We start from the raw sequence: 14182 nt of genomic DNA, 5'->3' as shown, positions 1-14182 counted from the left end.
CGTAAACGATGCCCGCTATCGAGACAAAATTGTTCCCATTGAGGGATGAAAAGACGACAAAAATCGTCGACATCGCAGAAAATTTCAACTAACTTGTCCATAGCCTGTTCCCCCTCGGAGCTGTTTTTGGTGTGCACCAAAACTTTGCTCCTGGAACAGGCTTCTCGTCAATGTCTTATCCAGAATTCGGGTTAATCAAATAATACATGAGGTTTACTATGTCAGTTCCTGCGTTTGGATTAGGTACTTTTCGCCTGAAAGATGATGTTGTTATCACATCAGTAAAAAATGCTCTGGATCTGGGGTATCGTGCGATTGATACGGCGCAGATTTATGAAAATGAAGCAGCTGTAGGACAAGCTATAGCAGAAAGTGGTGTGGCTCGTAAGGATATCTATATCACGACAAAAATCTGGACAGAAAATCTGAGCAGAGAAAAATTGATCCCAAGCCTTAAAGAAAGTATAGCGAAGCTGGGCACTGATTATGTTGACTTGACATTAGTTCATTGGCCGTCACCGGGTAACGCCGTCAGTGTCGAAGAAACAATGAAGGCGTTGCTGGAGGCTAAAAATATGGGACTGACACGTGAGATCGGTGTTTCAAACTTTACTATTGATCTGATGCAGCAGGCTATTGATGCAGTAGGTGTTGAACAAATTTCCACCAATCAGATTGAGCTTTCTCCGTATCTGCAAAACCGTAATGTGACGGAATGGGCGAAAGCTCACGGAATTCATATCACTTCCTATATGACTCTCGCTTATGGCAAGGCGCTTCAGGATGAGGTTATCGGACACATAGCAGAAAAACATCAGGCCACTCCGGCTCAAGTGATCCTGTCCTGGGCTATGGCGCTGGGTTATGGAGTGATACCTTCTTCAACTAAGCGTGAAAATTTACAGAGCAACCTGAAAGCCATCGAGCTTAAGCTTAGTGCAGACGATATGGGAGCTATTGCTGCACTTGAGCGTAACGAACGTATCGTCAGTCCGGAGGGGCTGGCTCCACGATGGGATAATTGATTCCCCTCACTGCTTAACAAATTATTTCAGCTCCTTCGGGAGCTGTTTACATATTCACTCAGAAAATCGATAAATGCCCTGATTCTAGGGCTTACAGCCTGATCGCTGTAGTAAACCGCATTGAGTGGCATCGCGACAGGTAAACGTTTTTCAGCCAGTAGTTCAACAAGTACACCGCTGGCAATCTCCTTATCAATCATATAATCAGACAAACACGCGATACCATTACCCATCATACATAGTTGTTTAAGGGTTTCACCACTGTTGGAAGAATGCACCATTGTTATTTCATATGGTTTTCCAGCTCCTCAACGCATTGCGGTATACCATATTTTTTCAGATATTCAGGCGAGGCGACGATTTTCCGGTAGCTGGTAAAGAGCGGTCGGGCTCTCAGACTGGAGTCGGTTAAGGCCCCCACTCGAATGGCAATATCCACTTTGCGCTCAATCAGATTGATATAAGTTTCCGACGAAATCAGCGATAGCGTCATATCTGGGTAACGTTCGCGAAAATTTATAAACTGAATTTCACATCAACATATACCCAATGGATTTCAAAAAGAATTGGTGCGGTTTTTATCACGGTTGACTGGCAAGTTATGGATGAATTCCGTGCCCTTTTCCATCATTGACAAGCAAGTAGATATTTAACTTTCTATCACATCCTGTTCTCTGAATAAATTCTTTATCTCTTTTTCCTCAACTTATAAGTGAGTGACATTTCAATACATATACTCAACTCATTTGTTGGTAAATCGGTTGTTGGATCCAAGATTATTGCCCGGTTTTTTGAATAAGTCAGTTCGGGAAAAAGTGTTCTGAACGTATCAATCAATGTCGTCTGGCAGTGAAAAAAGATAGCCACCTGCGAATCACCGAAACGATCCAATCGGATTGTCGTTCCCGATCCTGTTTCAAGAGTAAGATAACTGGGCTGCCCCCATTTCAAAGTCTCGGTAATTAAGCCTACCCCTTCCGTTTTTGATGCGACGTCAAATATTAACTCTCTTATCATCAATAACTGCTTTTGGTATCGTTCAGGATAATTATTAAATACTGAGTGAACTTTGTGATTTTGAAATGTTTTCATAAGATTGCTGCCTTATCCGTTATTTTGTGCAGAAACATCATCTTCCATAAGAATTCATTCTTATTAAAAAATCAGGAATTCTGATGATTATGTGAAGATGATCACCGAAGTACAGCACTGAACACATTTTGTATTTTTTGTGATCTATATTGTAGTACGGTTATTTTTTCTGGCGTTACTATACAAACCTCACTCATTGCAGTAATCAAACAATGGGCACAGTCCAGTTTTGATACCCATTGGCAGTACATCAGCATCCAGATAATTCCGTTGATTTCAATCAACCAGTTAGCCATCAATATACAGACAAGTTACTGAATAATTTTACAAAAGCATCAAACTCCGTACATGCAACGTGCTGTATTTGAGTGGACTTGGATGGATGATATAGGGTTAAGACTTAAGGCAATCACATGATACACCGCTACATCGCAATCGACTGGGGTTCCAGCAATCTTCGCGCCTGGCTCTTCGAGAATAACGTTTGTCTGGGTGAGCGCCAGTCCGAGATGGGTGTTACAAAACTGAACGTAAAGTCCCCTAAGGCGGTGTTAGCAGAAATAACCAGCGGTTGGTTTGATACCAATACACCCATAATTATGGCCGGAATGATAGGCAGTAATGCAGGCTGGAAAGTTGCGCCTTACCTTCCCTGCCCGGTTGCATTCTCAGCAATTGGCCAGCAATTAATGCCAGTTGCTGAAAATGTCTGGATTATCCCCGGCTTATGTATTGAAAATATCAATAACGTCAATGTAATACGGGGAGAAGAGACTCAGCTTCTCGGAGCTTCCTGCCTTGCGCCTTCCTCTTTGTATGTGATGCCGGGAACCCATTGTAAATGGGTGATGGCAGATCAAGACTGTATTCTGAATTTCAGAACAGCGATGACTGGCGAATTGCATCACATTTTGTTAGCACATTCTCTGGTCGGCCTTGGCTTACCCGAACAACAATCAGATGCCGCTACGTTTGAAGCCGGTTTACAGCATGGTATCGAAAATCCGGCACTGTTACCGCAACTCTTTGAAGTGCGTGCGGCCCATGTTTTAAAGACCCGGCCTGCCAAATTTATTAGTGAATTTCTATCTGGATTACTTATAGGTAATGAAGTTATCAATCTGACAAAACAGATTGTACGTGATACAAAACGGCCTATTACTCTTGTCGCTACCCCTAAATTAGCAGCACGTTATCAGGCAGCATTTCATCATCTTCAGTTACCGACTCAGTGCATTGAAGGTGATGCTGCATTTCTCGCAGGTATAAGGAGAATTACACATGCACTGGCAAACTAATCTCCCTCTTATTGCAATTTTGCGTGGCATCACACCGTCGGAAGTGGCTTCTCATATTGATGTATTGCTTGAATCCGGATTCGACTCGATTGAAATTCCACTTAATTCACCTGGCTGGGAAAGCAGTATTCCCACAGCGGTAAGAGTTTATGGTGACCGTGCCCTGATTGGGGCGGGTACGGTACTGAAACCTGAACAGGTAGAACAGCTTGCTGATATGGGCAGCAAACTCATTGTTACCCCGAATACACAACCTGCTGTTATTCATCGGGCATTAGATTTCGGCATGACGGTGTGTGCAGGTTGTGCTACGGCGACAGAAGCCTTCAACGCACTTGATGCGGGAGCACAATCATTAAAAATTTTCCCTTCCTCAGCATTAGGCCCTGACTATATCAAAGCGCTGAAAGCAGTGTTGCCCACCGATGTTCCGGTGTTTGCAGTCGGCGGTATCACACCAGAGAACTTGGGGAATTGGTTAACAGCCGGTTGCGTGGGAGTCGGGCTGGGTAGTGATTTATACCGGGCTGGGCAGCCAGTCAGCCGGACAAAAGAGAAAGCGATTGCATTTGTTAAAGCATACCAAGAGGCATTGCAATGAAAATAACAAAATTAACAACCTATCGTTTACCGCCGCGCTGGATGTTCCTGAAAATTGAGACTGATGAGGAAATTGTCGGTTGGGGTGAACCAGTGATTGAAGGACGTGCCCGTACTGTCGAAGCCGCAGTTCATGAGTTAGGTGAATATCTTATTGGTCGGGATCCCTCCAGAATAAATGACTTATGGCAGGTTATGTATCGTGGGGGGTTCTACCGGGGAGGCCCGATACTGATGAGTGCCATCGCCGGGATCGACCAAGCTCTCTGGGATATCAAAGGAAAAGTATTAAATGCCCCAATCTGGCAGTTACTGGGGGGATTAGTGCGGGACAGAATCAAGATTTATAGCTGGGTTGGCGGAGATCGCCCTGCTGACGTTATCGCGGGAATTGAACGTCTGCGTGAAATCGGTTTTGACACATTCAAACTAAATGGTTGTGAAGAACTGGGAATTATAGATGACTCACGCAAAGTAGACGCAGCAGTAAACGCTGTTGCACAGATCCGTGAAGCTTTCGGTAATGAAATTGAATTTGGGCTGGATTTCCATGGCCGTGTCAGTGCACCAATGGCTAAGGTCATGATCCATGAACTGGAATCTTACCGCCCGCTTTTTATTGAAGAACCTGTGCTCACTGAACAGGCCGAATACTACCCGCGTTTAGCTGCACAGACACATATTCCGATTGCCGCCGGCGAACGTATGTTCTCACGCTTTGAGTTTAAACGCATTCTGGAAGCTGGTGGCGTATCTATTCTGCAACCTGATCTCTCTCATGCCGGTGGCATTACAGAATGTTACAAGATTGCCTCCATGGCAGAAGCTTATGATGTGAGTCTGGCACCACATTGCCCGCTTGGCCCGATTGCTCTGGCCGCGTGTCTCCATATTGACTTTGTCTCCCGTAATACGGTTTTTCAGGAGCAGAGCATGGGTATTCACTACAACCAAGGTGCTGAACTCTTAGACTTTGTTAAAAACAAAGACGATTTCGATATGACCGGAGGTTATTTTCATCCGTTGATGAAGCCGGGGCTGGGAGTTGAGATTGACGAAGAACAGGTTATCTGCCGTAGCCAAAGTGCCATTGACTGGCGTAATCCGTTGTGGCGTTATGCCGATGGTTCCGTTGCAGAATGGTAACACATGCCTAAATTTGGAGATGACTGTATGGACGTTTCTATTAAGACGGCAAAACCTACACGCCGTCGTTACCTGACTTTATTGATGATTTTTATCACCGTGGTCATTTGTTATGTTGACAGAGCCAACCTTGCTGTAGCCTCCGTACATATTCAGGAAGAATTTGGTATCAGCAAAACACAGATGGGGTATATTTTCTCCGCATTTGCCTGGTCGTATACCCTTTGTCAGATTCTGGGTGGATGGTTTTTAGACCGCATAGGTTCGCGAATTACCTACTTCATTGCTATTTTAGGCTGGTCAGTAGCGACCTTATTGCAAGGATTCGCGACAGAGCTACTATCCTTCATTGGTCTGCGGGTATTGACCGGTATTTTCGAAGCACCGGCATTCCCGACCAATAACCGCATCGTCACAAGTTGGTTTCCGGAACATGAACGTGCTTCTGCTGTTGGTTTCTATACCTCCGGTCAGTTTATCGGGCTGGCTTTTCTGACACCGATATTGATTTGGATTCAGGAAATATTAAGTTGGCACTGGGTGTTTTTCATTACCGGATGTATTGGGGCCATCTGGTCACTTGTCTGGATCAAGGTTTATCAGCCACCGCGTAAGAGCAAAGGCGCTAACAAACTTGAACTCGACTACATCCTTAATGGTGGCGGACTGGTGGATGGTGATGCGCCTGCTGAGAAAAAAGATCGTGTATCTCTGACTAAAAAAGACTGGAAATTGATTTTTCATCGTAAATTAGTGGGAGTTTATCTTGGCCAATTCGCTGTAGCATCAACCTTATGGTTCTTTTTAACCTGGTTTCCTAACTATTTGATCCAAGAAAAGGGAATCACCGCATTGAAAGCCGGATTTATGACAACCGTTCCTTTCTTAGCCGCTTTCGTCGGCGTGCTTTTATCAGGTTGGGTTGCCGATAAACTCGTGAAAAAAGGCTATTCACTCGGCGTTGCACGTAAGACGCCCATTATCTGTGGATTACTGATTTCTACCTGTATTATGGGAGCCAATTACACCAATGAACCTATATTAATTATGGCATTGATGGCATTGGCATTTTTCGGTAATGGCTTTGCTTCAATAACATGGTCACTGGTTTCATCATTGGCTCCCGTGCATTTAATCGGATTAACCGGAGGGGTATTCAACTTTGTCGGCGGATTAGGTGGAATTACCGTACCGTTGGTCGTTGGCTATCTGGCTCAGAATTATGGCTTTGCTCCGGCACTGGTTTATATCTCGGTTATTGCACTTATCGGCGCGTTTTCTTATATTTTCTTGGTCGGTGATGTGAAACGTGTAGGTTAATGACCCTTTTGGCGCTGTCAGGCATACGGGAACCTATGCCGGCCTGCCCTTCAAGTTTTGATTTTAAGTCGAATCCAGCATATGGGATACGGCTCATCGTTCCGGCTGCTCACTGAGGTATAAGAGTTACCTTTTATCTTCGATTTCAGATTTAGAATCTTTATCAAAGTCGGTAACTCTTTTCTTTTCAAAGTGAAATATCAGATTGGACCTGAGTTAATACATTTCAGGTACCACTGAGCATATTATGTTTTTTTAATATTTCTTTAATCCTGTCTTTAGGGATAGCATACAAGGTATTACCATTTCTCCCAACCATTGTTTTGGCTGCAAACATAGCATTAATTATAGCCTCTTCTGTTGCATTTATTGTTGCCTCATATAAAGGATCGAGTTTGTCATTTGGCAATATTTTGATTGTTCTTACATCCTCTCTGGAAAACGCATCATTATTTGCGGTTGAAAAAGCAATAAATATTTCACCGCTGGTATTTCTGGCTACACCACCTACTCTTGCAAGCCCTAGAGAGACTCTTTTAGCTATTTTGTTTAATTGGTGAGGTGCTAATGGTGCATCTGTCGCTACCACTGCTATTATCGAACCTGCATCCTTTAGTTTTTTCTTGTTTCCATGATATATCAGATCGAAATCCTTTATTGCTTTACCAACCGGAATCCCTGCAATGATTAAGTCGTTCCTATCCCCAAAGTTGCCCTGAACAAGAACACCAACCGTATATCCTCCCTCTTCTTTATCCAGAGTTCTTGATGAAGTACCTGTACCTCCCTTAAAATCGAAAAGATTCATTCCAGTTCCGCCACCGACATTACCTTCTTCTATCTTTCCTGATTTGGCACTGTTCAACGCACTATATACATGTTCTTTTTTTACATGCATGCCGTTTATATCATTTAATATTCCATCCCACGTTTCCGCAACCACAGGTAATAACCAGAACAGATCATCTTTTAGGGGAGATGTTAAATTATTATCAAACATCCAACTAATTGTTGAGTCTCTGACAATACCAACACTATGACTGTTAGTTATTAATATTGGTGTTTCCAGAAAACCACTTTCTTCGACCCATTGGCTGCCTGTCATATCACCATTTCCATTTAAAGAGAATATGCTAGAAAAGACAGGGCTGAATTTCTTTCCTCTTGGCAATATTGCAGTCACACCTGTTCTTATTGGCCCTTTTCCGACTTCTAGTTTTCCATCACCTTCTATTATGGTTGAATAGCCAACTTTTACCCCGCTGACATCGGTAATTGCATTATTCTTTCCGGGTGTTCCAGAAAAAGGAATGCCTAAATCTCTTGGCCTAATTTCGTTAGCAAAAGAATGAGAAGCTATCATTGCTGAGATGGATAAGACTATAATATTTATTATTTTCATAAATACTCCTTGTTATGCCAATGAATTTGAAGACTAAAAATTCAAAACATGACGATCCAATATGAAAGAAAATCGGTTTTTTCAGGTGAGCTGATAATTTCTCATCATACTTATAACAACGCCATTGAAAATGGCGTTGTTCAGATAATATAAATAGTTAATTGACTAATAAAATTTGATAATGCCAATGACAGAAAAACGCTGAGAAATCACTTTTAACAACCCGCAGATTACTGCAAACCTTATTAGGCGTCAGTGGCCTGCCGCAAGTATAGTGATAACAGAACCGATGCCTGCGCCAGAGCCTGAAGCTTTATTTTTGTGCTTTCTTCAATATTTCATTAATGCTGATAGGAAAGAAATTATTAACATCAACCCCAACGTTAATTGCTCTGGGGCCTAACACGCTTAAACGTTTATACTGTTCCGGATCTTTACCCGCATTGTGGACATGCCCATAAAGGTGAATAGCATCGCGAAAATATCCCTGCCACTCAAGAATTGGATAGTGAAACATTACAATCTTTTGCTTTTGATAATCCATTTCGTAGTAATCTTTTACCCATTCAAATACTGAAGTGTCAAACTCCGGATCACTCAGAAATTTATCATGGTTACCACGAATCAGAAATTTCTTGCCATTAAGCCGATGTAAGATTCGGTTAGCGTCCGATCCAGTACCGCGATAAAGCAAGTCCCCCAAAATATAAATCTCATCCCGTTCGGTGACACGAGCATTCCAGTTATGTATCAACGTATTGTTCATATGATGTACACTTTCAAATGGTCGCCCACATAAGTTGATTATACTGGAATGACAAAAATGGGTATCTGAGGTGAAATAAATCATAATTATCTTCTTATTAGAATTGAAAATATAAAGTAGTAACGAAAATAAAACGTCAGAGATCTAAACGGTAATTAGATTTTTTGGGCAACTAGGTTACCATTATCTATCATTAAATTAACAGCATTATGTGATATAAGGATCTCACCTTATAGTTATTGATGGAAAAGTAAGTAAATGCCTCTGATTCGTTGACGTAGCTCACCTTTAAACAACTTAATTTTAACTTCACTGAGTTGATGTGAAGTGATTTTTTACAATTATAAAAAGGTAATTTTATCAATGAATAAAGTGCATACTATCCAATCCGAGGACTTTTCGCTAAAGGTTATTGAGCAAGGCGTGGGAGAAACTCTTCTTATCATTGGCAGCGCTGATTACTATCAACGGAGCATGCCTGAATCCTTTTTTGGTCATTATCATTGTGTGTTTGTCGATCATCGCGGGTTTGCAGCCTGTCACCGAAAAGTTGATGAGTATGATGTTTCTCTGGCACAAATTACCCAAGATATTGAGCGTGTTTGTTGTGAACTTAATATCAGGCAATGTTGGATATTAGGTCATTCCGGCCACGCTTATATGGCACTGGATTTTACGGCTAACAACAATGACCGTATTAAAGGAACCATACTGGTTGGTGCTTCACCCTGTTTATCCAAAACCATGCAAGCGCTACAGTTCGCCAGATGGGAAGCTGACGCGGATGAAAACAGGAAACAGATTTTCAACAACAATATCATCCATCTGGAATCTGATATTCAGCATGATCCTGAACGCAAATTTGTTCATCTTTGTTGTCGATTAAGTGCGATGCGGTGGTTTGATGCAAACTTCGATGAAAGGTTTCTATGGAATGATGTTCCCACTCACACAGCCATATTTGATAAATTGTGGGGGAATGTATTTGCCGAAATCAATATATTAGATTATACAACTAGAATTACCTCTCCTGTGTTAATTATCTCAGGTTCACATGATTTTAGTATTGCTCCACCAGCCGCATGGCTTGATATTCAACCAATGTTCAAAAGCGTGGAACATGTTTTGATCAATAATAGTGGTCATACTCCAATGCTGGAACAACCTGAAGCATTTGACAAAGCTCTACAACAATTTCTGAAAAGAAATCTATAAGTTATTTACACAGAAAAATGCCAATCTGCTTTGTGGATTGGCATTTTTCTTCATTCCACCAGCAAATAGCGGTCTTACCGATGCTACCCAGTTAAACCGCTATAACAATCAATTAAGAATCGGCTTTCGGCCAGTCAGTATATCCCTTTGCACCATTACCGTAATGGGTATCGTAAGTTGCCTCTGCTAATGCAAGACCGAAGCGTAAACGCTCTACTAAATCAGGATTGGCAATAAATGGGCGTCCGAATGCAACTGCGTCAATTTTACCTTCCGCACGACGGGAAATCGCCAGTTCAAGATCATAGTTATTATTGCCAATATAAGCGCCGTCGAACAAAGAACGTAGTACATCAAGATCAACATCTTTAGGTATGTCACGGTTTTTTTGGGTTGTACCCTCAACAAAATGGAGATAAGCCAGTTTGAATTTATTTAGTTGCTGAATCAGATAGCCATAAGTTGCCATCACATCGCTATCAAGTGGAGTATTACCGACTTCTGTTGTGACAGGAGACAATCTAATACCCACTCGTCCACCACCCCAAACATCGGTTACAGTTTCAACAACTTCCAAAATCAGTCTGGCTCGATTTTCGATTGAATCACCATATTGATCGGTGCGATGGTTAGTTGAATCCCGCAAGAATTGCTCCAGCAGATAATTGTTAGCAGAATGAATTTCTACACCATCGAACCCTGCACGTTTAGCACATTCAGCAGCATGTCTATATTGCTCGACGATGTCAGGAATTTCTTCGGTTCTCAGGGCGCGCGGCATAGAGGCTTCCGCAATGCCATTGTTCGTGTAAACATTACCGTCTGCTTTAATGGCGGATGGTGCTACCGGCGCATCTCTATTTGGTTGAAGATCAACGTGTGAGCAACGGCCAACATGCCATAATTGCACTACAATCTTACCACCGACAACGTGAATGGCATCTGTGATTTTTTTCCACCCTGCTATTTGATCTTCTGTCCAAATACCGGGGGTCAGGGCATAACCGCGCCCTTGCGCTGAGATATTAGTTGCTTCTGAAATGATTAAACCAGCGCTTGTGCGCTGAACATAATAGGTGACATTAAGATCGTTCGGGACGCCCTCTTCATTTGTACGACTACGTGTTAAAGGTGCCATAATAATACGGTTAGCAAGTTCAATATCTCCCAGTTTGATTGGAGAAAAAAGGTCTGTACGAATACTGTTATCAGTCATAAAATTTCCTTTTTTAGTAATCAACATCATTTATAAAAAATGCGACTTTAAATAATTTCTACCAACGTAATTATTTAATCTGGAAATGGTTTTCATCTTATATTTAATAACGCAGTATTTAAGATATTGCACCATAACTTGTTCTCTTTATAATCGGGTCCGCATATGTCAGAACAATTTATTTCTCTCAAGCCACTTATTATGACTTTTTGTGAAGGTGATCCAAATGAAAACCCTTGGATTAGTAGCAATAAAAAGATACCAGAACCCATTGTTATCGTTCCCTACTCTACTGAATGGGAGAATATTTACAATGAAGAAAAAAACAAAATCCAGCGACAATTGAAAGAGAAGGTCATCAATATTGCACATATTGGCTCTACAGCAGTGCCCGGCTTACTCGCAAAACCTGTTATTGATATCGATCTCATCGTCGCAGATCCTACGCAAGAAAAAGATTATGTCCCTGAACTTGAAAATTTAGGTTATGTGTTAAGAATAAGAGAACCGTCTTGGTACCAGCATAGAATGTTGAGGCTTGATTCACCACGCGTCAATTTGCATCTATTTGGTGAAAATTGCCCGGAACATATTCGCCATCTCCTTTTTCGTAATTGGCTGAGAAGTCATGAAGATGACAAAAAACGATACGCAGAAGCTAAACAGGCGGCCATTGAAGGTGCGGTTCATGTTATGGAATACAATCATAATAAAGAGAAGGTAATTAAAAATATCTACGAGAAGATTTTTAAGAACATGGATGTTTGTTTGTCTGAATTATAGATGTGAAGCTCCTAACTCGACCGATCTTATAGCCCGATGACCGGTTGTCTATTTAATCCACAGATACCCGATATAACGATGTCGTCGCCGTAATATGCAATTGATCTCCATTAGGGCCACCAAACGTACAATTAGAGACCTGTTCAGGCACGACGATCTTATGTATTTGTTTGCCCGAGTTATCAAAAACTAAAACACCATCTAAGCAACTGCAATAGATATTACCTGATTTATCAACACAAAATCCGTCTGGAAATCCGGGATATATCGTCGCAAAATGTTTTCCTGCCCCTAAGATGTTATTTTGCACTGGGTAGATGCGAAGTTCACGCCTTCCATGAACAGGAAAATCAATAATAGACATGTCTGCAACATAGAGCCATTTTTCATCTGGAGAAAATGCAAGTCCATTCGGTCGTTGGACATCACTCGTTGCTATAGAGATAGTATTATAATTTGGATCGTAGCAATATACATAGCAACCAATAATCTGACTTTCTGATTTGTATCCTTCTTTGTCGTTGATAATTCCATAAGGGGGATCAGTAAACCAAATTGTACCGTCAGAACGCACAACCACATCATTGGGTGAATTGAATCTTTTCCCATCGATTTTATCAACTAACATGACAACGCTATCATCTTTTTCTGTCCGGGAAATTCCTCGCCTACCATGTTCACAGGTAATTACCCTTCCTTCATTGTCCAACGCGTTACCGTTGGCATAATTAGAATATTGCCGCCATACACTGTCACCATCGTGTTCTGACCAGCGAAACATTCGATTTCCCTTCACATCACTAAAAATAATGGCATCTTCATCTGGAAGCCAAACTGGCCCCTCTGCCCAAAGTGCCGGAGAACAAAGTTTTTCTAAATATGTTTTCATAGTCACTCCTGTGATTTTTGGGGAATGATATTATGTTGCTGCTCTAAATAATTCGTCAGTTTCGTAGAATTCACTCTTCTTTTTGTCAATCCATATGAAATTTCTTTCATCATATGGCGATCCACTTTCAATAATTTCACTGATAGTGCAGTCAAGAAATAACCTAACGCAGGAATGACAGTAAAGAGAATAACAATAGATAATTGAACATGATCATTTTGTAACGATTGATTTGCATCATAGCCAACCAGTGCCAATACTCCGCTGACTAAGGCACCAGAAAGAGCCAGTCCTAATTTAAGAGCGAGAAAGTTGCATGAAAAGTTAATACCCGTTAGACGCTTACCCAACTTATATTCACCATAATCATCAACATCAGCCATAATTGACCAATTGATTGGTTGTGCAATTTGGTGGATAACATTCAAAATAAAATACCCAAATAACATTAAGTAATGCATGTCAACCGGAATGAAATAGATAAGCAAGGAAAGGATGGTCATTAATAAACTCACCCAGTAAAATATTTTGAGTTTACAAAAGCGATCACTCAGTGGCTTAGCTAAAGCACTGCCTAACGTCATGCCAATAACACCAACGCTCAAAAATATTGTGGTGAAAATTTCATTGGCATGAATCACCCAGGTCAGAAAATACATGACGGACGCCATTCTGGTAAAGCCGGGTAATACGTTGATAAATGTGACAAGCAGTAAGCAAGGCCATTGATCATTTTTTATGATATCGCAGTAATCTTTTACTATTGAATCCCTTGTCGGAACAACGGGGCGCACTCTCTCACGCACCAAAGAAAAACAGAGTACAAACATTATCAGGCCAACAGAGGTCAAAAGAATAATTGCATCATGGTAACCTTTAGCTTTATTACCGTGACCAAACAAGTTAACCAGAGGCAATAAGGTTAATGTCAGAACGAGAGTCGCAACTCCTACCCCCATGAATCTGAAACTTTGGCAGGCAACTCGTTCACGGTTATTATCACTGATGACACTACCTAGTGAACAATAGGGAATATTAATAAATGAATAAGTTACTGACATCATCAGATAAGTGAAAAATGCATAAATAGCTTTACCTGTATAATCCAGATTGGGCACGGTAAACATTAATACCAAAAATAAAGCATAGGGAAATGCAAAGAAGAGAATATAGGGCCTGAATTTACCCCAACGTGTTTGTGTTCTGTCAGCAATATAACCAATAAAAGGATCTGATATCGCTTCTATGACCCTAACTCCCAACCAAATGGCAGCAACTGTACCGGCATTAAGGCCATAAATATCTGTATAATAAAAATTCAAAAACAGGAAAACAGCGCCTCCAACAATATTACAGCCAGCATCACCAAATCCATATCCTATTTTTTCCAGAATGGGAATTTTTTCTTTCATAAGCTGATTTCCTATTTT

At 41.3% G+C, this 14182-nt stretch carries 13 protein-coding genes and 2 pseudogenes; 7 read left to right on the top strand and 8 right to left on the bottom strand.

Going from position 1 to position 14182, the window contains the following annotated elements; translation table 11 throughout:
* Window positions 1–101 (bottom strand): annotated as a pseudogene (locus AAC854_RS05705) (IS982 family transposase); the annotation flags it as partial.
* A 117-nt stretch (window positions 102–218) separates the two neighbouring features.
* Here AAC854_RS05705 and dkgB point away from each other — a divergent pair.
* Entirely contained in the window at window positions 219–1025 is an 807-nt protein-coding gene (dkgB, locus tag AAC854_RS05700) for a 2,5-didehydrogluconate reductase DkgB (RefSeq protein ID WP_340616262.1), read from the top strand.
* A 26-nt stretch (window positions 1026–1051) separates the two neighbouring features.
* On the opposite strand, the pseudogene AAC854_RS05695 reads toward dkgB, so the two are convergent.
* Both AAC854_RS05695 and AAC854_RS05690 read right to left on the bottom strand, forming a co-directional pair.
* Window positions 1052–1539: pseudogene (locus AAC854_RS05695) on the bottom strand (LysR substrate-binding domain-containing protein); the annotation flags it as partial.
* Window positions 1540–1712: 173 nt separating this feature from the next.
* On the bottom strand, window positions 1713–2117 hold the full coding sequence (locus tag AAC854_RS05690; RefSeq protein ID WP_340616261.1) for a DUF1801 domain-containing protein: 405 nt from the start codon (window positions 2115–2117) through the stop codon (window positions 1713–1715).
* Between the two features lie 413 nt (window positions 2118–2530).
* On the opposite strand from AAC854_RS05690, the gene AAC854_RS05685 reads away from it, so the two are divergent.
* Genes AAC854_RS05685 through AAC854_RS05670 form a run of 4 tightly spaced genes read left to right on the top strand, consistent with a single transcriptional unit; the run spans window position 2531 to window position 6481 of the window.
* The gene (locus tag AAC854_RS05685) at window positions 2531–3415 is read left to right on the top strand and encodes a 2-dehydro-3-deoxygalactonokinase (protein ID WP_340616260.1); all 885 of its coding nucleotides are present in this window, start codon (window positions 2531–2533) and stop codon (window positions 3413–3415) included.
* Window positions 3399–4016, top strand: coding sequence for a 2-dehydro-3-deoxy-6-phosphogalactonate aldolase (locus AAC854_RS05680; RefSeq protein WP_340616259.1), 618 nt, complete (start codon window positions 3399–3401; stop codon window positions 4014–4016). Before AAC854_RS05685 ends, AAC854_RS05680 begins: the two co-directional genes overlap by 17 nt.
* Window positions 4013–5161, top strand: a complete 1149-nt coding sequence (dgoD, locus tag AAC854_RS05675; protein ID WP_340616258.1) for a galactonate dehydratase — start codon at window positions 4013–4015, stop codon at window positions 5159–5161. Before AAC854_RS05680 ends, dgoD begins: the two co-directional genes overlap by 4 nt.
* A gap of 3 nt (window positions 5162–5164) precedes the next feature.
* Window positions 5165–6481: an MFS transporter gene (locus AAC854_RS05670; protein WP_422824053.1), complete on the top strand. Its 1317-nt coding sequence runs from the start codon at window positions 5165–5167 to the stop codon at window positions 6479–6481.
* A 226-nt stretch (window positions 6482–6707) separates the two neighbouring features.
* Here AAC854_RS05670 and AAC854_RS05665 read toward each other — a convergent pair whose 3' ends face one another.
* Together AAC854_RS05665 and AAC854_RS05660 are read right to left on the bottom strand one after the other, a co-directional pair.
* Complete coding sequence (locus AAC854_RS05665; protein ID WP_340616256.1) at window positions 6708–7883, bottom strand: DmpA family aminopeptidase; 1176 nt, start codon at window positions 7881–7883, stop codon at window positions 6708–6710.
* Between the two features lie 313 nt (window positions 7884–8196).
* Complete coding sequence (locus AAC854_RS05660) at window positions 8197–8733, bottom strand: metallophosphoesterase (RefSeq protein WP_340616255.1); 537 nt, start codon at window positions 8731–8733, stop codon at window positions 8197–8199.
* 279 nt (window positions 8734–9012) lie between these two features.
* Here AAC854_RS05660 and AAC854_RS05655 point away from each other — a divergent pair, with 279 nt between their 5' ends.
* Complete coding sequence (locus tag AAC854_RS05655) at window positions 9013–9864, top strand: alpha/beta fold hydrolase (RefSeq protein ID WP_340616254.1); 852 nt, start codon at window positions 9013–9015, stop codon at window positions 9862–9864.
* 112 nt (window positions 9865–9976) lie between these two features.
* Here the strand turns inward: AAC854_RS05655 and AAC854_RS05650 are convergent, their stop codons facing one another.
* Window positions 9977–11080: an alkene reductase gene (locus AAC854_RS05650; protein WP_340616253.1), complete on the bottom strand. Its 1104-nt coding sequence runs from the start codon at window positions 11078–11080 to the stop codon at window positions 9977–9979.
* 165 nt (window positions 11081–11245) lie between these two features.
* On the opposite strand from AAC854_RS05650, the gene AAC854_RS05645 reads away from it, so the two are divergent.
* Window positions 11246–11863, top strand: coding sequence for a GrpB family protein (locus AAC854_RS05645; RefSeq protein ID WP_340616252.1), 618 nt, complete (start codon window positions 11246–11248; stop codon window positions 11861–11863).
* Between the two features lie 52 nt (window positions 11864–11915).
* On the opposite strand, the gene AAC854_RS05640 is transcribed toward AAC854_RS05645, so the two are convergent.
* Both AAC854_RS05640 and AAC854_RS05635 read right to left on the bottom strand, forming a co-directional pair.
* A complete protein-coding gene (locus tag AAC854_RS05640; RefSeq protein ID WP_340616251.1) occupies window positions 11916–12752 on the bottom strand; it encodes an SMP-30/gluconolactonase/LRE family protein in 837 nt (278 codons plus the stop codon).
* Window positions 12753–12754: 2 nt separating this feature from the next.
* Entirely contained in the window at window positions 12755–14164 is a 1410-nt protein-coding gene (locus AAC854_RS05635) for a glycoside-pentoside-hexuronide (GPH):cation symporter (RefSeq protein WP_340616250.1), read from the bottom strand.
* Window positions 14165–14182 lie beyond the last annotated feature (18 nt).

This window comes from Xenorhabdus entomophaga, assembly GCF_037996725.1.
Classification (GTDB): Bacteria; Pseudomonadota; Gammaproteobacteria; order Enterobacterales; family Enterobacteriaceae; genus Xenorhabdus; species Xenorhabdus khoisanae.
Note: the sequence above shows the minus strand (reverse complement) of the source record. Positions and strands in the feature narration are given on the sequence as shown.